The sequence below is a fragment of the Paenibacillus taichungensis genome (assembly GCF_003287275.1).
In the GTDB taxonomy this organism is placed as follows: Bacteria; Bacillota; Bacilli; order Paenibacillales; family Paenibacillaceae; genus Paenibacillus; species Paenibacillus taichungensis_A.
Genome location: NZ_QEVW01000049.1, coordinates 1 through 21,386, shown reverse-complemented (window position 1 = coordinate 21,386; position 21,386 = coordinate 1). Strand labels below are relative to the sequence as shown.

The following is a 21,386-nucleotide window of genomic DNA, read 5'->3' as shown; positions in this document are numbered from 1 at the left end:
TGAGAGTAAAATGCCGAAAAAATAAGTGAAACGCCGGTTACCTATTAAGGGCGCCGGCGTTTGTTTCATATGGTGCTTCGTACCGTTTTAATTGTATTTTTTGATCAATTATGAAGCTGCACCTATTTTTGCAATGTAAGATTTAATTGTCCTGTGAGTTCTTCCACATTATGACAAACAACCGAAGAATTCATCAACATGAGTTGTCCCCATTGATTGATATTGAATTCACCTTCATGTAGACAAAAGATAGGTTTCTTATGCGCATAAGCATAACCAATCTCCCAGCAGGTATTACTTAAATTCAAGTCATTGTTTATTACAGCGACAAACATATCACATTCTTCTATCGCCTTAACAGCGAATTTGAACATTTCATCTCTACTTTTTGAATCCACAGATTGAGTTTCTATGTCTCTATGTGGTAGATGTGTGGTTAAGAAGTGTGCCTCCATAATCGTATTTAACCGTTCCAACTTCCGTCGTTCCCCAGAAGTAAGTATAGAGCCTGACAAATATACATTTTTGTGCAAATATCCCACGCTCCTTTTCACAGGCTTCGTCATGTAGTAATTTCTGATTGAATCTTTAGAGCAGTTCTACTGCAAATCCATCATTTTTTGAATGGTTATAAGAACGCCGTTTTCTTCATTAGATTTTGTGATGAAACTCGCTGCTTTTTTGGTATTCTCACAAGCATTGCTAACAGCAAAGCTGTACTTAGCGATGGCCATCAGTTCAACATCATTTTCTCCATCACCGAACGACATCGTTTCCTCCGCAGTTACCCCCAGCATATCCTGTAATTTTTTTACCGTTTCGCCTTTATGGGTATGAAGAGCCGTAATATCCAGCCATCTGGCTTCAGAGTCGACAATGTAGATTTGGCCATGTAACGTTTGTTCCACATGTTTTCTAAGCATTGTGCTTCTGCCTTCTGTATCAAATACGGTTATTTTGATAAAATCACTATCGATTTCGGAGAAGGAATCCATTTTTATGACTTGTTCATAAGAGCCTTTAACTACGTTGTACATATCATCAGGGATAGAGGAATGTACGTATGCTGCATCGCTTGCACATACAATGATTGTCATGTGGGGATCAAAACCTTGAATTTCTTCGATGGCTCGCAGAACGAGTGTGCGATCCATGCTAAACTCTTTAACGACTTTTCCATCTTTCTTGATTCTGGCTGCGCTATCACCAAGAATCCAGATACCTTTCCCGTGGTCACCAAACAACTTTTCTACTCGTTCACACTGTTTTCCCGTGCAGGCAACAAACGTTATTCCTTTCTTTTGCATTTCTTCATGCACTTCATTAAAAAGTTCAATATCAAACGAACCTTGATTATTCAAAAATGTTCCGTCCAGATCAGTTACTACAAGTTTGATCATTTAAAATCCTCCTAGTATAACAACATTCTTTATAAAGAATACTCATTAAGTTCCTATGGCAATTCCTTTCGTTATTCAAAAAGATCATTAATGGATCGAATCGGCTTCACTTCTATAGGCTGACCCGACCATTTCAGAGCCGCATATGCCCCAACCCAAATAATAGCTGCTAAAATTATATAAACCATAACTATCACCTCCCGTATCTCGGTAGATCCTTCTAATTGTAATCAGTTCTTTCTGTAACTCTCTTTATAAACTAACTTTATAAAGTCAGTATGCAGGAAACCTTAATGCTCTGTCAAAGGGTATTTAAGGAATCTTTTATAGCTTAAGCCATATGTAAAACAAAACCTCTAAATCATTGAAGAAGTCTTCAATGATTTAGAGGTTTATTTCGATTTGATCATCTGTTTTCAGATAAAATCATCCTGTATCTCAACTAAATTAATGTGCGGTATAACCGCCATCAACAAGCAAGGTCGTACCATTCACGAAACTAGCATCATCGCTGGCTAAGAACAACACAGCTTTTGCTACTTCTTCTGGTCGTCCAAGTCTGCCCTGTGGATGAAGTGAAGTTAGATATTCTTTGCTTTTTGCATCTACATTCTTCAACAGAGGCGTTTCAATATATCCAGGACATACTGCGTTGACACGAATCCCCTTGCTTGCATAAGCGGTACATAAATTCTGAGTTAATAGCTTAACGCCTCCTTTTGCTGAGGCATAAGCTGTTGTTTTAGGCAACGCAACGAAGCTGTGGATCGAGCCTGCATTAACAATAACGCCCCCATTTCCTTGCTTAAGGAACTGCTCAATCGCATATTTATCGGAAAGAAATACACCTGACAAGTTAATATCGATCGTTCTTTTCCATTTATCATATGAAAGTACATCAACGATTTCGTCATCGGCAACCCCTGCATTTGCATACATAATATCCAACTTACCGTATTTCTCAACGGTTTCATTAATCATGTTCTTAATATCGTCTTCTTTAGTCACATCTGTTTTGACAAATAACGTATCATGACCTTCCCCATTGAGTTCGGCAGCTAGCTCTTTACCATGTTCAGAGAAGTCAGCGATGACCACTTTTGCTCCTTCTTTTGCGAAAAGGCGAACGGTCGCTTCACCAATTCCACTGGCACCACCTGTAACAATAGCTACTTTTTCATTTAATTTCATAAGATTCAACCGCTCCATTTCTTCATAGTAAGATTCATGAACTTGTACTCCTCAATCTTACTCCTTTAATTTTGAAATACTATCCTATAAAGTTCTGTGTAATAATGGATTGTATACCCCCCATTTGTAGGGTATTTCATTTAAAGGGGACGACTTATTATGACACAAAATTTTCATCCATATACTGAAATGACTTTTCAGGAATTTGTATTATTTTTCAAAACGCATAACAAACAGCTCGAAGAAAACACAAACATTTACCTGATCGCGGAAGCTAATATTTCTGAAACACATCGGATCGAAACGGAAGTACTGATGAGATCCTTTTTTCGGATGTTTACATATTCAGACTTGGATCATATGGATAATCATTATTCTTCCTATTTGGATACCTGGGTTCAATCCCAGCTAACCATTTTAAATATGGCAAGCTTACAATGGCTTCAAATTATATTGGAAAAAGCTTTACTGACACTATTAATACAACTGAAACATCAGCGGATGATGGACCCGCTCATGTTCCTGTTATCTGTCTTTTCGTATCTGATGCACAGCTTTCATAAGTGGGCTGATACGGAGTCTGTTAACCATGAAACGGGGGAAAACGAGGAATTAAAAAAACTGCGTTTGCTGGACCAATTAAACCAACTCCTAGTCAGTTCTTCCGGAGCTTCAGATCTAGCCTTTATCCTGAAAAAATGTGAGAAGTATTTCAATTATAAACGCTGTGTCTTCTATGCATATGTACCTTGGTCCAACCAGTTCTATGGGGTCATCGGCGAAGAACTTCCGAAAATTCAGAGTATGAAAGGACAATTGACCGAGCAAAATCTAATCTTCAACTCTAAAAGACCGATCTATTTAAAAAATCCAAAACCTTATCTAAGGGACGAGCATATCCAGTTATTTCAGTTGTCTTCGATTATATTTATACCGATTTCCCACGAGCATCAATTATATGGCTGGGTCACTTTTGACCAGATGGGAGATTCATTTGATTCCACGAAGGCTGAGCTCGATTTACTTGAACAAGTGGGAAAGAGGATTGGTTTGTTTTTATCTAGAAAAGAGAAGGAAAACACCGCCAAAACGATGGCCATCGCTTTAACAGAACGAGAGTCTACCGTTCTCGAACTTTTGGCAGAAGGTTATGATAACAAGAAAATCGCTTCCTTGTTGTTCCTCAGCGAGTATACAGTGAGAGATTACGTAAGCAGCTTGATGACCAAGCTGCGCGCAAAAAATCGGACACAGGTCGTTGCCTATGCTTTCCGTTGGGGATTATTGAGTTAGTATGGGTAAATGCACAATAACGTTGAATTGATCGCCGTGAATTTCGACTTTGATCTGTCCTCCATGCAACTCAACGATGCTTTTCACAATAGCCAGACCTAGTCCCGAACCCTCTGTCTGGCGGGATTCGTCTGCTCTTTTGAAACGTTCGAACAATTCTTCCGCATCAAAATCAATCTCATAGGCAGAGGTGTTTTGAATTTTGAATCTTACCAGTTCATCCGTCTCGTCCAAATAAATATAGATGCGTGTTCCTGGAAGCGAATATTTCTGCGCGTTGCTAATTAAATTCTCAAATACGCGCCATATTTTATTACCATCCAAATACGCATGGATCGGGAACTTGGCAATCCTCTCCCGTATTTCGAGCGACGATTGTCCGACATGGGTATTTGATTCCGCTATCGCTTGTGTCAACAACATTGCCACATCGACGTACTCCATATCCAGCTCTATTGTACCGCTGGCCATCTTAGAGATATCAAACAGGTCTTCAATTAACAGTTTCAGTCGAAGCGACTTGCGCTCCAGCGTTTCAATATAGGCTCGGGTTGTATCCGAAGAATGATTTTCTTTTTTTAATAAATCGACATAGTTGATAATTGAAGTAAGTGGAGTCTTTAAATCATGCGATACGTTGGTAATCAGTTCGGTTTTTAACCGTTCGCTTTTCATTTGATGTTCCAACGCGCTTTGATACCCGGCTTTCATATTGTTAATATAGCCAGCAAGTTCAGATAGGGAGTCGTTCCCGGCATCTTGAATGGAATTTTGAATATTTCCTTCAGCAATCTCTTTACTTCCATTGATGATGGCGATGAAACGTCTAAACTTGGAGAGCATATAAGGAACCACAAACAGCACAAATAGCAACAAATAAAGGATGAGCCATGCCTCTCCATAATATGAGACTGCCTCCCAAAAACAAATGCCGGCTACTGCAACCAGCAGAAACATAATAATGAGGCCAATCGTTAGTCTCCCGTTTTGCAGACTGGCCCTAAAGCCGCTTCTCCAAATATGGAAGTAATCTATCAGCACACTGCCGTCCCAGAAGGAACGTTTATTATGAGGCTTTTTAAAATAACGAAATAGTCTTGCTGTCAACAAACCCAAGATAATAATGGAAAGCAGTCCCCAGAGGAAACGTGAAGTTGAATATCTCAGACCCACCCCTAGGTATGAAAACTCGTTAATAAGTAGGAAGATCCCTAAAATAAATGCGCTGATGATGACAAGAAGGTCGATTCCAATCGTTCGATCTGCTTTACTTTTTCTCGATTTTGTATCCAATTCCCCATACCACCTTTAAATATTTTGGGTCTTTAGGATTGATCTCAATTTTTTCACGAATATTTCTTACATGTACGGCAACCGTATTCTCCGAAGCAAAGACCGGTTCATTCCACACACGTTCATAAATTTCTTCAATGGAGAAAACTCTGCCCTTGTTCTCCATCAACAGCTCCAAAATTTTGTATTCCTTCGCGGTCAGTCTAACATCCTCTCCATCCACTTCAACAGTCTTCGAGCTTTTGTTCAGCACGAGTCCCTTTACTTGAATGATCTCTTCCCCGATGGAGTGAAAGGAACCCAAATTCGTAAACCGACGTAGCTGAGATCGGACTCGAGCGACCAGTTCCAAGGGATTGAATGGTTTTGTTATATAGTCATCGGCTCCAACATTAAGTCCCAAAATCTTGTCACTATCCTCCGATTTGGCGGAAAGCATAATGATCGGTATATTTTTATCTTCACGAATTTTAAATGTCGTCTTGATTCCATCAAGCTGCGGCATCATGAGGTCCATGATAATAAGATGAATCGTTTCTTCTTCAAGGATCTTCAGTGCTTCCAATCCGTTAGAGGCCGTAAATACATCTACATCATTGCTTTTTAAGTAAATAACGAGAGCTTCTCGAATTTCCGGTTCATCGTCTACAACAAGAATATTATTGATCTCCATCTTTCTCACCTTCATCGCGTAATTGCTCCTACAACTCTACAATACTTTGTGCAGACGCACCAGTTACGTAAAGCCGATACATTTTTCCATTTTCGTTTCATCAGACCATCATACACAATCTAAATGAAAAATCTCTGGTATAAAAACGAAGGAATTTATGAAGTTTTATATAAGTCGTCAGGAAGTGATTGAGACTTAAAAGTTGCTTCTCCTCAAACTTGTACCTTTTCGTATAAACATCATCACGGATTGAACCTGGCCAATGTTTGTCAAAATGGTCATGCGCTTTATTGTTTGTAGTTTCTTCCCCAGTAACAAAAAAAAGCAAAACCAGCCTCTACTAAAAATATATAGTAGGCTGGTTTGTAATATTGTTAAACTATTTGTCAGTTATTATAATTATCGATTAAATTGGTTTCTACCAAAAAACGTTGTACGATCGCTGCAGTTTCGCCCCGAGTCAGGTTCTTTGTTGGCATCAAGCCTTCAGACGATCCTCCCACAAGTCTGTTCTTCACGGCTGCAGCCATGGCCTGTTTTGCCCAAGCAGCAACCGCTGCTTGATCTGCAAATGAAGACAGCAGAGACACTGCATCGGCTCCGTCGGTTTCTAGACCCGCGAGTCTCAACGCCCGGTTCATGATCACCAATGCTTCTTGCCGAGTAATGGTTTGGTTAGGAGCGAAGGTCTGGTTTTCATAGCCTTCAATCAAGCCATATTCCACAGCCTTGGCGATAGCGCCAGCATACCAATCACTGGACTTAACATCAGTAAAATCAGTAAACTTCGTCTCGCTGCCATTATCAGACAAGCCCAACGCGCGAACCACGATGGCTGTGAGTTCTGCCCTTGTAATGACAGCATCAGGTTCATAATGGTTCTCTTCTTTACCTTTGATAATTAAGCGGGAAGCCATATCATTTACGGCCTGCTTCGACCAGTGCCCTTCCACATCTGCGAAGTTCTTCTGATTCCAGACCAGGAAATAGTCGCTGTTGGTTAGACTGTTCACGGTCGCATAATTTTTCCCATCACGACTTGTGATATAGGTCGGAACATGGCGTACACTGCCATCTGGATTCAGCACGGCTGCCGTTGTCACCTTGCTCATGTCAACGCCGGCGGGAAGCGGAATTTCGCGTTCCACGTAGCTGCTGAACTGCTCGACGCCTACCGTTTTACCATTGTAGGATGCCGTAACATTAAAGGTAACAGGCGGAGCCGCAATCTCAAATCCTCCTTGAGCCGCCGCAGTTTCCGCGAGAACCGCTACAGCCTCATTGCTCTTGGTAATTTCCACATGAACGACAATGTCCGAAAGTTTAACCTGTTCGCCCAGTTTAGAGGAAATGTTATCAATGGCGATTTGCCCGGCAGGCAGCTTGTAGGTACCGTTTGGCGTCTGAACTTCCAAAATCGCTTGCTTGTTTTCCATACTCTTCACCGCTTCACCCGTCAAAACGACCAATACTTTGTCCACACTTCCGGTTACGGGGATAATCACGGTGGATTTATTGGCCGCCTGTTTGAGCTGATCAACCAGTTTGGATGGATCGATCGTAGCCGTCAATACCGATTTGCCGTTCTCTTTAGTCATCAATCCTGTAGCAATTTGGTCTTTCACAATGCCGTCAACAATGACTTGAAAGCCCGCAGGTTTCACGACGGTCGGTGTACTTGGAATCGATGGCGTGCCAGAGTTATTCGAACTATTTGAACCATTGTTTGAACCGTTGTTAGAGCCATTGTTCGAACCAATGGTTGTCCACTTCGCAAACAATGTCATATCAGATATGACTATATCTGCTGCAAAGTTCCAAGCATTTGTTCCCGCTGGTTCTTTGTACCAGCCTGCGAATGTGTAGTCCGCTCTCGTCGGCGCTGGCGGAGCACTGATTGTCGTGCCGCTAACCACATTGGCGATACTGGAAACCACACTACCTCCTATGGAGTCGAACGATACAGTGTGTTGTATCGGTCCCTCTTTTACCGTTACCTTGCCAGGGGTCAACGTTTTATTCATCTCTTCCCCTGACGAATCCAGGATAGAGAAAAGAGTCGGTTCTTCTGTCTGAACCGTCAGTGCCTTATCACCTAAAGTCGCCTCTCCCTTAATCTTGAAGCTTACGGTAAACAACTTCTCTCCAGCCGCAATTGGCGTATCTCCTGCATCGCTGTCTACCCATACTGTTTTGAGCCAGCCTGCATCGTTATCGTAATTGGAGTCGAAGTAATCTCCTGAATTACCCACAACGCCCGTTACTTCCAGGCCTTCTGTGTCAAAATCAATCTGTAGGCTGTGAGCTGAAATTCCATAGGTAGAGTCGATCACTGTGACCGGTACGTCCACTGCAGACCCCGGTGCACCACTGACCGAACCGATCTGGATCTGTGCCGCGTGCCGCGTCCACTTGGCGTACAGCGTTACATCTGATGTTACAGTGTCTTCTTCGAAATTCCAAGCTTCTGTACCGTACTCATCTTTGTACCACCCTGCAAACGTGTAACCCGCCTTAGTAGGTGCTGACGGAGCACTCAACGTCATGCCGTTAGCCACATCAGTCGCCGGTTCTACCGTGCTCCCTCCCTGCGAGTCGAACGTAACGGAGTGCTCTACATTCGTTGTCTTTACTGTGATTTTTCCGTTCTCCACTGTAGTCGAAGCGATATCATTACCCTCATAGAGTTCGTATTTGAGCAAACTCAAGTTAGAATCCCCAGACTGTGCAGTGTTCTTGATTTTGAAATGAAGTGTGAACACCTTTGTATCTCTTTCTGCAACCAATACTGGATTAGCCTTTACATTGATTGTCCCATCAATGGAGAGATCCGTTGCAAAATCATCCTCATCTGTAAAGCTCCCTAATTCATCTGTCACTTCATTTCCGGATTCCAGCTCCAGAGAGTTGGTATCGAACCCAATCGAAATGTCGTATTGGTTGATCATTTCCTCAGGTGTCAAATATACCGACACGTTAACGGAATCCCCGGGATACCCTTCTTCGCTGCTTACCTTCATCGAGTTTGACGCTATTTCTGACTCCGCATAACCCGTCGTTCCGAAAGGCAATAGCATCACGGCCGCCAGCATTGTAGATATGATCTTTTTCCAACGCATTATATCAACCCTTTCCCACGGAGATGGCAAGAATCACTTTGATATCTTCATCGTCCCATTTACCGTCACCATTCATGTCAAGCGCCTGTAATTGCTCGGGCGTTAGTGTGATCTTGCCTTTTATATATTTGCTCAACAAAAGTGCGTCCGCAGCCGTCACTTTACCGTCGCCATCGGCGTCCCCCATGACAAACACTTTATAATATGCGGTATACGTTACATCAGCTGTTACCGTAACTGCAGTTACTTGTTGACTTGTAAGCTTTGTAACCCCGCCATCGCTGCTCCATCCTGCAAAATGGTATCCCTCCACTGGCGTGACTGTTGGCACCGCTGCCGGATGTCCACCAATTGCTACATTTTCGCTTGTACCTTCGAAAGCACCGTGATCTCCGGGCAAATAGCTAACCGTTAGCATCTGCGGTGTCGTGTGACTGATTGTAACTTCCAGCTTCTTTGGTGCTCCCTTACTAAAGGCGAGGATCAAGTTTAGCGTTCCTTCTGCTTGTTTCGACAAATACTCTTTACTGATCGTCACCGTACCAGCAACAACGTTGTAGTCTGTACCCAGCACAAGTGCTTCAACCCCATTGGTAATTCCGGTAAGTTCATTTCCGTTTAAGACAACTTCTGTTGTTACATCCTTGTAATCTGGTGATGAACTGTATTTGTCAAAAAATCCGCTTATCGGATTGATTGTACTGTTCGTGACCGTTTTCCGTAAAATGACCCCATCCTGTCCTATCACCACATCTTCGTTTCCGCTCGAAACAATATCCCTAAGATAAATGTTAGTACCGCTAGGTTGCTTCGTCCAAGTGATTCCATCTGTTGAAGTTACAATGGTTCCGGAAGCCCCAGCGGCTTTGAAGCCATTGTCGTCATAATGGATGCCATGCAGGGCGCTATATACCTGGCTCGTTTGATCCGTCCAGGTTAACCCATCGGAAGAAGCAATGATCTTTCCGCCTTCCCCGACCGCTACAAACAAACCGTTCCCGTAGGTTACATTATACAGATAGGTTGAAGAGTCCGTGGATTTTTGCTTCCATGTTATCCCATCAGAAGACGTTAAAATTGTGCTACCACCTACTGCGACATATAGACCGTTTCCATAACTGACACCATAGAGCACGTCTGACGATTCAATTGCCTGTCTCGTCCAAGTCTCCCCATTTGATGAAGTCAGTATCGTGCCGTTAGCACCTACAATTACATATTGCTGATCTCCATATACACTTCCTAAAAGCGTACCCTCACCATACGTTTGCTCAGTCCAAGATATCCCATTGGACGAGGTCATAATAAGGCCCTGGAATTCGGCTGATTCCTTATATCCCAATGCAATAAATTTGCCATTACCATAACTAACACTTCCAATATAATCTCGTGTAAAAGGTGCTACGGATGGCTTCCGGTTAATCCAAGCCTTCCCATCTGGAGATGTGAGAATCAAACTTTGTGAGGTTGTCGATCCCACCAGTTCATTCCCTACAGCAACAAACATACCGTTGCCATAAACTAAGCCCTCGAGGCCTGCCGCCGTTCCCTTCAACTGGTCTGTCCATAAGATCCCATTGTCTGAAGTCAAGATCACACCGCTGTACCCAACGACCACAATGAGTCCATCTCCAGTTCCGATGCCGTTAAGATCCTTAGCAGTCTCTTTTATTTGAACTGTCCAGGTCGTACCATCAGGAGAAGTAACAATGGTCCCTCCTCCGCCTACCGCCACATATAAGTTGCTGAAATTGTCATAGATTACTTTATTCAGAGTGGCAGAGGTATTGCTCGTCATACTGTTCCAGTTCGTCCCATCTGTCGATGTCATAATCAAGCCACTCTGCCCTACGGCTACGTATTTGTTGTTGCCATAGGTTACTCCGTAAAACATGTTAGTAGTACTAACCGTTTTGCTACTCCAACTAATCCCGTCGGCGGATTGAATGACAAATCCTCTAATCCCTACTCCAACAAACTTATCTTTGCCGTATGTAACACCCATGTGAAAGTTACTTGTACTGCCTACGGTCTGTCCCGTCCAAGTCATCCCGTCGGTGGAGGTCATCACTTTCCCGTCGGCCCCTACCGCTACAAACTTCCCGTTGCCGTAGACAACACTAGCTATACCGTAAGTTGTAATATTTTGCTTCTGAATCTTCCACTCTGTTTCCCCGTCTATCAAGGTTACTACCAATCCGCTTGATCCAACCGCGACAAATCTGCCATTACCGTAGCTGACACTTGATAGATTGGAATTAATGGCTTCTGGATGATCCGAAACCATCCAATTCTTCCCGTCAGCGGAAGTAAGAATCACTTGATTTCGTCCCACTGCGACAAATTGATGGTTGCCATAGGTTACATCATTAATTGTATTAGCTGTCGGGAATGGACTTATTTGTTCCCATTCGTCGGAAACAGCTTCCGCATAATTCTGCGGTATGAAAGCCACCGTCATCAGGAATGCCAATACTACCGCTAGACCCCGTTTGAAAATTTTCATGTTCTTCCTCCCGCGTTTATCATTTTCCAATAAATGGAATTAAAGTGAGCTCTAATTTTGAACTCGCTATCTGGGACCGTTTATGGTTTGGTTTTCCCTTCAATTCATGTTCCCCCTCGTATACATTTTAAAAATTGCAATTACATGCAAAGTATATCGAACTATTCTGAACCGATTCTGAACATGAAATTTTCGTACAGCAGACAACTTGGAGCATTAAAACAAAAAAAGTCGCTAAAATAGCGACTTTTAATGAGGTGATGTTGTATTCATCGAGAGAAGTTTCGAAACTGGATCAATATTTTAATCTAGATCTAAACCAATGGTTTTATTAAGTAAATTGATAGTCATCCCAAACAACATAATCTTTTGGATAAACGATTCTTTTTGTTTGCCCTAAAGTTGAATTGGTATTCCGGCTGAACCGACAGAGTTGATGCTACTAATCTCATTCCGCATCTGCCGAGGCACTCGGCGCGTTTAACAAGTTCTGCTTATTCTTCTCGCTTATACCGTGCGATTTCTTGAGGCGCCCAAGCCAGACAGGAGCAGCAGAGCGCTAACGACAAGCAGCAGCAATAGCGGGGGATTCCAGCTTGCCGTGATGTCATGAAGCAGACCAAACAAGATCGGTCCGGTTGCAGCCAGCAAATATCCGACGGATTGCGACATACCGGATAAAGATACTGTATCGTGCGCATCTTTCGTCCGTAAGCTTAAAAAGATCATGGCCAAGCTGAACGCACATCCCCCACCAATTCCGAGTAAAATTGTCCATAACGAAATGAGAGCATTTCCCCCAAAGTAAAGACCTCCCAATGAAACAAACAACAGGATAGTCATGATGATGACCAGTAAACGTTGGTTCTTCATGCGTCCCGCAACAATCGGCACGATGAACGCTACAGGCAGCGCAGCAGTTTGAAACAACGATAACATCCAACCGGCGCTGTCTTCACTCAATCCTCGGCTTGTCATGATTTCTGGCAACCAAGCGACCAAAACATAGAAAAGGAGAGACTGTATCCCCATAAAAAACGTAACCATCCATGCCAGAGGCGAACGCCACAGACTTCGACGCTTGAGCGCACCACTTGTCGCCGATACGGCAGCCCCCCTACTCGCCCGGGCTTGAGGCAACCAGAACAATGCAGCCAAAAGAACGAGTACGCCCCAAATGCCCAGCGCGCCATTCCAGCCGAAACCGAGATCGCGGGCGACCGGAACACTGACACCGGATGCAATCGCACCGGATAAATTCATCGACACCGAGTACACACCGGTCATGAGACCGACTTGATGAGCAAAATTACGTTTAACCAGACTTGGTATGAGTACGTTGCACACCGCAATCGCCAACCCAATCAAAGCAGTTCCTGCAAACAAAGAAGCTGTTGCGGCCAACGAACGGATCGCAATACCTACTATGAGTAAAACCAAAGCATAAAGAAGGGTTCGTTCCACCCCAAGACGGCGTGCCAGAAAGGGGGCGAACGGCGAGAGCAGCGCGAAAGCAAGCAACGGCAGCGTAGTGAGCAGACCAGCCGTAGCATTTGACAGTCCGAGGGATTCGCGAATCGAGCCGATCAATGGGCCTACCGATGTTAACGGCGACCGCATAATCATTGCAATCAGAACGATGCCGAGGATGATTGGCCAAGCCAACGATAACGGTTTCTTCCCAATTGTTGACTTTGTATCACTTAGTACGCTCATGGCTGCTCATCTCCTTTGACCTCAAAAACAGCTTTCGATTCCGCAATATGACGGTGAACCGCTGCCACGGCACGATCAGCATCTTGATCAACAATCGCTTCAACCAGATGCCGGTGCATCTCCTTGAAACTCGCGCCTATTTCATAACGAGTCAAGCTGATAATGGTATCTTGTGATGCGTCCGCGATATGGTTGTATAATTCGATTAAGATTTCATTATGAGACGCCGCGATGATGCCTTGGTGTAGACGGATATCCTCTGTTACAATTCCATCCATGTCACCGCGTGCTGCCGCCGCCTCCCAGCGTTCCAATTGGAGAAGAAGTTCGCGCGCCTCGTCGTCCGTTCTGCGCTGTGCGGCAAGATGGGCTCCCTCGCGCTCGAGCGCATGCCGGACTTCCAATGTCTGCATTGTATCGGAGCGCATGATTCGTTTATGTAGCACAACGCCCAGCACGCTCGAAGAGCAGACATACGTCCCGTCCCCTTGTTTTGTCTTCAAGAGTCCTGCGTGGACCAACGCCCGAATGGCTTCCCTCAATGTATTACGGCTAACATTCAACTCGACCATCAATTCTGGTTCAGCAGGAATACGAGTCCCGACAGCCCACTTGCCAGATTCGATCTGTCTTTCCATTTGCAATGCGACTTGCTCGACCAGTGTCAGCCGATTTGTTTTCTGAAGCATACGTAAGCCCTCATTTCATCTATTTTTTCAAACGTAGGATGTTTGGTTAATAGGTATTTTAACACACTTATATCCTCTAGGCAACTCCTTGCCTAAAAACAGCCTATGAGTATTCAGGTCAAGGACAAAGTTCTATAGTTCCATAAAAACAAAAAAACCGCTAAAATAGCGGTTTTCTTCAATGCGCTTTCGGAAGAGATCTTTGCATTCCCCCTAGGTTTTTGACAAAAACATCGAACGGTACCTCTCAGCTTGTCTCTTCTCGCAAATCATGCTCCATGAATAGAATATCTCGTTTCATTTCCTTCACGCCCTGTCTTGAAATCCTGCCTGTCTCGAACATGGACTGGATGTTGTCTCTCTCCAACTGAATTCCCACTCGTGCCAGCTCCTGCATCGAAATGCCAAACTCTTTTCGGGTGCCGGTGTCCGGTTCATTTCTGGTCAGACCCAGCAGCATTCGTTCATACTGCAGAATTAGCGAGCTGACCATCTCCATATCCTGCTCGCCTTCTGCGAGTAGAACATTTAGCTGTTTAATGACATAAGCAATATTTTGAATTCTGAGACTATTCAATTCAGCTCGTCTTTCACGGAAGCTAAACCGGACTTGCTGCAGCATCCCTAACACTTCGTCCCAATGCTTAACGGGGAAAAGCTCTTTTTTATAACGGGCATCTCTTGTGTGCATAAACAACAGTTTGTTAATTCGATTAAGGTAACGGTAAGCTGTGTATGGATTCACTTCTTTCCTTTCAAGCGCATGCAGAGTATTCTCTCTTTCCCATTTCAAGACGGACAAACCCAAGGACCGCTGTGCCTTATCTTTCTTCTCATCTTTCTTGAGTGTTCGTATTCTGGAAGTATACGTATTGATGATTTGGGCGGTTGCAAGCCGGTTCTGGTCTGTGGTCAGTTCATTTAAACCGGTAACCACATTTCTCAGAATCTCAATTTTTGCCTGGATTTCCTCCTCTTCCTGTTCCGTTTGTGTTTCTTTACCTAATAAAAGCGGCAACAGATAGTTGGATGCCAGAAGTGTCCACAGGATAACTCCAGCTGCGAGGAAAATGATCAGATCTCTGGCTGGAAATGCAGTGCCATCATTAAGTAAAAACGGCAGTGACAAGGTACTCGCCAGTGTAATCGTTCCCCGAACTCCCGAAAGACTGAGGATAAGCGCCTTCTTCAACCTCAGCGCCCAAGGATCACGCGGTTTGGTCCCTTCGAAAATATCCATCAGCATTGCCCAGATGAGACGCAGTCCGAGTACAGCCAAAGTCAATAATAGTGTGTACATAATGATTTTAAAATTACCTATTTCGGGGTTACTCCAAATTGTCTGGATAATATCAGGAAGCTGTGTTCCAAGCAAGAGGAAAACGAGTCCGTTTAATACAAAAATAATAACTGACCAGGTGCTTTTGGATACAACACTTAACTTGGCTACTTCAGGGTTCATTTTCTTGTAACCGAAAGAATGGGCAATTCCTGCGGCGACAACGGCCAGGATACCATTGACCCCCAATTCCTCTGCAGCCATGAAAATTAAAAATGGAGTCAGGATCTCAATCAGCATATGAAGCGTGACATTCTCCATTCCCAGTTTGCGCAACCACTTCACCACACCATATTTTACTAAGGTGAGCAGCAGGCCCAACACCACACCGCCAAGTGAAATCGCAATAAAGCTGATACTGGCGGTTTTGAAAGAGAATACACCTGTGACCATTGCGGCTACGGCAAACTGAAAGGAGACCAGCCCTGATGCGTCGTTTATCAAAGACTCTCCCTCAAGAATTTGCATTGTCTGATGGGGGATCTTCACTTTCTGCTCCAGTGCGCCTACGGCCACAGCATCGGTAGGCGCTAGTGCTGCTGCCAATGCGAAGGCTGCCGCCAGCGGGATGACCGGAAGTAACCAATTCAGGAAATATCCCATCACGGCTACTGTCACAAATACCAGACCCAGCGCCAGCAAAAGGATCGGTTTCTTCAGCTTCCACAGTGCTTCTTTATCCGCATGCCTGCCATCATTGAACAGCAAAGGGGCAATGAACAGAAGCAAAAACAGCTCCGGATTTAATTTCAGTTCATAGTGCAAGGGTAGCAAAGTAATCAACATCCCCAGCACGATTTGAATAATAGGCACGGAGATCGAAGGTATAAACCGGTTTACTAAATTGGATAAAGAGACCGCCACCAGCATCAATAAAATAAATTCAAACAATTCCAAACGAATCTTACCTCCATATTTATCTGTAATAAGCAGCTTTTCGTAAAACACGTTACTAACAAGAATTTATCTTATTGTAAATTGCATTTATGAACTGTATATGAATCGCTTGCCCCTAGGCTGCCCAGAGCATTCTTACATAATTCCCTAGAGTATTTTTATCGGATTTGTCAATAATTTTGTTAACAGTTCCCAATCAAATTTCTTTCATAAGTAGTGATTTGGAAATGAGGTTCATTCTTTTATCCCAACCGTTTGAGTTCGACATATTTCCTAAAACAAAAATAAGCCGCAGATACGCGGCCTTTTAGCATTGTATGATCATGAAAGAAGCAGCTACTCCTTCACCGAACCGAGCGTAATACCATGGATGAAAAAGCGCTGCAAAAATGGATATACAACAAGCACGGGAAGCATGGCAATGAAAATTTTCGCGGCATTCAGCGTTTGATTCGATAACTCATTCAGTCGCTTATACTGGTCTTCCGTCATGTTAGACGAATCGATGACTACAACGAATTGCTGGATTAACGTTTGTAACGGATAATGATCCTGCCCTGAAGTTAGCACCAAGCCATGAAAGAACTCGTTCCAATGATACACAATGGTAAACAACGTTACCGTAGCCAGTACTGGCACGGCCAATGGAACATAAATGGTGATCAACATTCGCCACGGTCCGGCACCATCTACGAGAGCTGCCTCATCAAGCTCCTTGGGTAGATTGCGGAAATAGTTCACGATAAGGATGACGTTAAATACTGGCACTCCCCCACCAAGGACAAGCGCCCAAATAGTATCGTACAGCCCGATAGCCTTAACGGTCATGTACCAGGGAATCAAACCTCCGTTGAACAATAGCGTGAACACAAGAATCCACATGAACACGTTGCGCATACGAAATTCGCGCGGGCTCCTGGATAGCGGATAAGCCATCATCGTAGTCACGATGAACGTGATTGTCGCACCAAGTACAACCCGCTGAATAGAAATCCAAAAAGAATTGAAAAAGGAACGGTCTCCAATAATTTGCTGATATGAGTTGAAGTTGAAGCCTACTGGCCATAACCATACTTTGCCGGCAGCAGCAGCCGATTTTTCGCTTAAAGATACGGCCAATGTATACCAGAGAGGCAGAATGCACAGGAACGCGATCAGGAGCAGCACGACCAGCAGCGTGGCATCGAACACTCTGGACCGCAGCGTTGTTTCTCTTATCATGTCGCTCGTCTCCTTCTCATTGTCAGAATATGCGGTAATTGGCGAACTTCGAAGCAAGCAAATACGAAATGATGATGAGTACGAAACTGACCACCGATTTTAGCAAACCAACCGCGGTTGCGAGGCCATACTGCATGTTCAGTAACCCTTCGCGGTATACCCAGGTATCGATAATATCGCCCGTCGAGTACAACAACGGATTGTACATATTGAAAATTTGATCAAATCCTGCGTTGAGTACGTTTCCTAAACTTAGCACCGCCAAGAGAACAATCGTGGTTCGCAAGCCAGGCAAAGTTACGTGCCAGATTCTGCGCAACCGAGTTGCTCCATCAATTGAAGCGGCTTCGTAGAGGGACGGGCTGATGCCCGTCAGTGCAGCCAGATAGATGATCGTGTTAAAACCGAACTCCTTCCATACGTCACTACCTACGACAATAAACGGGAACAAGTCTGCTCGGGCAAAGAATAACACCGGTTCAATACCCAGCATATGGAGCAGTCCATTGACGGGACCCGTATACGAAAACACATCGAGCAATATGCCGGACAAAATAACCCAGGATAAAAAGTGCGGAAGATACACGATCGTTTGAACCCAACGCTTTATCACCATGAGACGCAGTTCATTGAGCATGATCGCAAAGATCAACGGCACGATCAGATTGCCACCTATTTTCATGACAGCAATATTTACCGTATTAAAGAAAATGGTTTTGGTATCGTTAAGGCTGAACATATATTCGAAATTTTCGAGCCCGATCCAAGGTGATTTCCAGATGCCTTGGCCCGGGTTGAAGTCCTGAAAAGCGATGGCAATCCCGAACATGGGAATGATGCTGATTAACAGCAGCCATACAAATCCGGGCAACAACATGATGTAATAATGTTTGATGAAAGTTCGGTTTCGCATCCGGTGTCCCTCCCTTTGAAATCTCCCATCCTGATTTTCTCAAGAAGAAGCGCCGGTTGGACCCGGCGCTCTGGGCAGCTGCCTACTTAACATACTCCTTGACTTCTTCAATAATTTTGTCACCGCCTTGTTTTTTCCAGTCGCTGACGAACGTATCGAACGTGTCCAGAGGGGCGGCTCCCATAATAATCTTCAGGAAGGTTTCATCCTCCAACTTCTTCAAGTTGGACCAGCGGCTTTCCATCGTTCGAGTCTGGGAATACAGGAGGCTATATACCTTGTTATAATCCTGCTGCAAGGACGATGAACCTACCAATAGCGAATAGATGCGGCTCCATACACCAAGGTCTGCTTGAGGATCCCAATACTGGATATCCATATTGTCATAGGGCTCTTTCTTCACTTTCTTGACATTCTGGATATCTGCGGCAAGCAGTTTGTAGCCCGGATCTGTAAAGTCTTGGGGTTGCTTCGAGCCGGCAAGCACCTCCTGCAAAGCTTTCGCCGAATATTCGCTCTCATCCATGTAGGACATTGGAACACGCAGCGGGTAGTGTCCGACAGGTACGGAGATATCGAATTTTGACTCATCCCGGATAAGGAGGTTGAGCATTTTGATAATGGCTTCGGGATGCTCGTATCCTTTGCGAACGACGACAAATACGGTAGATGGCGCCCCCATGTGGGCATTGAATTGTCCCTCAGCATCCAGCGGCAACAGATACGCTTGCCAGTTGGCTTTAGGATCATTTTTAATCGCATCCGGTAAAGGTCCGTATCCCATCCACCACGGTGCGAAGAAGATGCCTGCTTTGCCGTTAACTACTGGCTCGGATGCACTTTTACGAATGCCAAGTTCTTTGTCAATCAGTCCGTTTGCATACATCTCGCGCAGTTTGGCGAGAGCCTCCTTCGTCTCCGGCAGAATGGAACCGTAGACCGGGGTGCCCGAATCGTCTTTTAACCAGTAACCCGGATAAGCCTTGTATGCTCCAAAGATCGGATCAAGTCCATACGTGTTGTTCGTCGACTCCAGAAAATTGGCATATAAACGACCGCCGTTCTGCTGTCCGGCAATACCAATCGTATCGTTTTGGCCGTTGCCATCCGGGTCCTGTTCCACAAATGCTTTCGCTACGTTTTCCAGTTCCTCGATCGTTTTTGGCGGTTCAAGTCCCAGCTTATCGAGCCAATCCTTGCGTACCCACATTTGGTGAACACCGTCAGAGTGTACTTGTATACTAGGAATGGCATACATTTTCCCGTCAAATGTTACTGCCTCGGCCGATACACCGTTCGTTTTTTCCATATAACTCTTCATAGCGGGAGAGGCATATCGATTAAATGCATCGGTGAGGTCCTCCAGCTGGCCAGCTTTCACCATCGCACGCAATTGGGTATCCTTGACCACAAGCGCATCGGGCAAATCGTTACTTGAAATTGCCAGGTTTACCTTCTGCTCATAGTTCGTTCCGGTAGCTGCCTGCCAGGTTACCTTGGTATCAATGTTTAGATTGTCTTTCACATAACGTGAATACTGGTTATTCTCTGGCGTATCTCCGGCTGGCAAACTTTTATCCGTTGGATCGACCTCTTTGCCGTACCTCAGGGTAATCGTCTGTTCATACTTGCCGAACGGATCTGCCGGCCCTTGTTCAGTAACACCAGGCGTGGTATTGTTTTCCGCCGTTCCGTTCTCTTTGCTTCCCGTACTGTTGCAGGCACTCGTAAATGCGAGCATCAGCATCATTGCCACCATGACCGTTTTTTTGCCCAAATGGATGATCCCCCTTTAATGAAAAGACATTAGCGTCGAGCACCAACAATATAACACGGCCGGAAAACGTTTATGGATAGAGAGCCGAACGAGAAACAGGCGGTGAACTGCCCGAAGTTGATAACGCTTACAAATCATTTGTCCCCCCTGCCCTCCATCCGTCTACCCCTCATCTTGGTGCATTGCGGTACTCGCTTGGCAACATGCCTACCTGCTCCCGAAACATCCGACTGAAGTACTTTTCGTCCGCATAACCCGTTTGCTCTGCAATCCAGACAATCGGTTTGGCCGTTTGGGTCAAATAGTCACGTGCCTTGTCGATCCTGATCTTGCGAAGATATTCATTAAAAGAATAACCGACCAATTCTTTGAAGCATTGATTAAAATAACTGCGGCTGAGATTGACACGCTTCGAGACATCGCTGGCAAATAACGGCTTCTGCAACTCGTCATGTACAATTTTGACGGCAGCCATGATGCTACTGCTAACCTCTTTGCGAAGATACTGGCCACCTGATAATACAAGGGCTTCTTTACGAAACTTCGTCATCCACTCCACTACATCTTGCCACGACGCAAAAAGAACCGGCGTGGTCATTTCCGTACAGACAATGTTCTTGAATGTGCGGTTCCAGTCCACCGTTACGCCATAAAGCAACTGCATCAATCTGGACACAGGCAGTCTTAACGTCCTCAATTCTTGCAGCAGATCATGCAAATATCGCTCATCATGAACCCAGCGAAACGAATGCAGCTTCTCCTTTACGCATTCATCTCCCTCTGCAACGAATGTTAATCCCACCTTTTCACACTCGTTATTCGCCTCGTTAAGTGATCTTCTACCTCTTTCATTCCTCTCGTAAAACAATGCGTCTTTATCGGATTCCGAGGCGGCATCATCTTTTGACCCTTTTTTCCTGTCGGCCTGTATACGGTCATGGATGCGTCCAAGCACTTCATCGAAATGTTCTTTCTCCAGCTGTACTTTGGCAATATAATCGATAGCACCCAAACGCAGTGCCTCCTGAATGTATTCAAAATCCTGATGCAGTGTCAGAACAGCGATTGGTAAATCCGGGAATTGCTTGCGTGCGGTGCGGATTAGCTCAATCCCTGACATGACAGGCATGGCCAGATCAGTAATCAATAAATCCACATGGTTTTCTGACAAAAATTCAAGTGCTCTCTCACCGTTTCCCGCTTCGCCGACAACCTTCATATCAAATGCAGCCCAAGGCATTGCGAGCATGAGTCCTTTGCGTACAAGTTGATCGTCATCGACGATCAGCACCTTGATCATGATGGTTCCTCCTTTTTGCATTGAATTGGCAATTGAATTACAATCTGAGTTCCTTTTCC

General features: G+C 44.6%; 15 protein-coding genes. 1 reads left to right on the top strand and 14 read right to left on the bottom strand.

What is annotated here, in order from left to right; all coding sequences use genetic code 11:
- Positions 1-122: 122 nt before the first annotated feature.
- The 3 genes from DC345_RS31350 to DC345_RS31340 all read right to left on the bottom strand — a co-directional run bounded on the left by DC345_RS31350 (position 123) and on the right by DC345_RS31340 (position 2,591).
- Positions 123-533: a nucleoside 2-deoxyribosyltransferase gene (locus DC345_RS31350; protein WP_181586807.1), complete on the bottom strand. Its 411-nt coding sequence runs from the start codon at positions 531-533 to the stop codon at positions 123-125.
- A gap of 66 nt (positions 534-599) precedes the next feature.
- Positions 600-1,400 carry a Cof-type HAD-IIB family hydrolase gene (locus DC345_RS31345; protein WP_113056461.1) on the bottom strand — a complete coding sequence of 267 codons (801 nt, stop codon included), beginning with the start codon at positions 1,398-1,400 and terminating at the stop codon, positions 600-602.
- A gap of 447 nt (positions 1,401-1,847) precedes the next feature.
- Positions 1,848-2,591 (bottom strand): SDR family NAD(P)-dependent oxidoreductase, encoded by a 744-nt coding sequence (locus DC345_RS31340; protein WP_113056466.1) that lies wholly within the window; start codon positions 2,589-2,591, stop codon positions 1,848-1,850.
- Positions 2,592-2,750: 159 nt separating this feature from the next.
- Between DC345_RS31340 and DC345_RS31335 the strand changes: the two genes are divergently transcribed.
- Complete coding sequence (locus tag DC345_RS31335) at positions 2,751-3,884, top strand: LuxR C-terminal-related transcriptional regulator (RefSeq protein ID WP_113056460.1); 1,134 nt, start codon at positions 2,751-2,753, stop codon at positions 3,882-3,884.
- Here DC345_RS31335 and DC345_RS31330 read toward each other — a convergent pair.
- The 11 genes from DC345_RS31330 to DC345_RS31275 form a co-directional block, all read right to left on the bottom strand.
- Positions 3,873-5,177: a sensor histidine kinase gene (locus tag DC345_RS31330; RefSeq protein WP_113056459.1), complete on the bottom strand. Its 1,305-nt coding sequence runs from the start codon at positions 5,175-5,177 to the stop codon at positions 3,873-3,875. The two genes, DC345_RS31335 and DC345_RS31330, sit on opposite strands and share 12 nt — an antisense overlap.
- Positions 5,152-5,850, bottom strand: coding sequence for a response regulator transcription factor (locus DC345_RS31325; protein WP_113056465.1), 699 nt, complete (start codon positions 5,848-5,850; stop codon positions 5,152-5,154). The genes DC345_RS31330 and DC345_RS31325 overlap by 26 nt, the downstream gene beginning before the upstream one ends.
- A gap of 386 nt (positions 5,851-6,236) precedes the next feature.
- Positions 6,237-8,969 (bottom strand): InlB B-repeat-containing protein, encoded by a 2,733-nt coding sequence (locus DC345_RS31315; RefSeq protein ID WP_113056457.1) that lies wholly within the window; start codon positions 8,967-8,969, stop codon positions 6,237-6,239.
- A gap of 4 nt (positions 8,970-8,973) precedes the next feature.
- A complete protein-coding gene (locus DC345_RS31310; RefSeq protein ID WP_113056456.1) occupies positions 8,974-11,475 on the bottom strand; it encodes a X2-like carbohydrate binding domain-containing protein in 2,502 nt (833 codons plus the stop codon).
- A gap of 507 nt (positions 11,476-11,982) precedes the next feature.
- Positions 11,983-13,191 (bottom strand): CynX/NimT family MFS transporter, encoded by a 1,209-nt coding sequence (locus tag DC345_RS31305; protein ID WP_113056455.1) that lies wholly within the window; start codon positions 13,189-13,191, stop codon positions 11,983-11,985.
- The gene (locus DC345_RS31300) at positions 13,188-13,880 is read right to left on the bottom strand and encodes a FadR/GntR family transcriptional regulator (protein WP_113056454.1); all 693 of its coding nucleotides are present in this window, start codon (positions 13,878-13,880) and stop codon (positions 13,188-13,190) included. Before DC345_RS31300 ends, DC345_RS31305 begins: the two co-directional genes overlap by 4 nt.
- Positions 13,881-14,127: 247 nt before the next feature.
- Entirely contained in the window at positions 14,128-16,116 is a 1,989-nt protein-coding gene (locus DC345_RS31295; protein ID WP_113056453.1) for a Na+/H+ antiporter, read from the bottom strand.
- A gap of 336 nt (positions 16,117-16,452) precedes the next feature.
- Positions 16,453-17,337 (bottom strand): carbohydrate ABC transporter permease, encoded by an 885-nt coding sequence (locus DC345_RS31290; RefSeq protein ID WP_113056452.1) that lies wholly within the window; start codon positions 17,335-17,337, stop codon positions 16,453-16,455.
- A gap of 22 nt (positions 17,338-17,359) precedes the next feature.
- Entirely contained in the window at positions 17,360-18,250 is an 891-nt protein-coding gene (locus DC345_RS31285) for an ABC transporter permease (RefSeq protein WP_113056451.1), read from the bottom strand.
- A gap of 82 nt (positions 18,251-18,332) precedes the next feature.
- Complete coding sequence (locus DC345_RS31280; RefSeq protein WP_397333826.1) at positions 18,333-20,000, bottom strand: extracellular solute-binding protein; 1,668 nt, start codon at positions 19,998-20,000, stop codon at positions 18,333-18,335.
- Positions 20,001-20,196: 196 nt separating this feature from the next.
- Positions 20,197-21,327 (bottom strand): response regulator, encoded by a 1,131-nt coding sequence (locus DC345_RS31275; RefSeq protein WP_258530981.1) that lies wholly within the window; start codon positions 21,325-21,327, stop codon positions 20,197-20,199.
- Between the last annotated feature and the right edge of the window lie 59 nt (positions 21,328-21,386).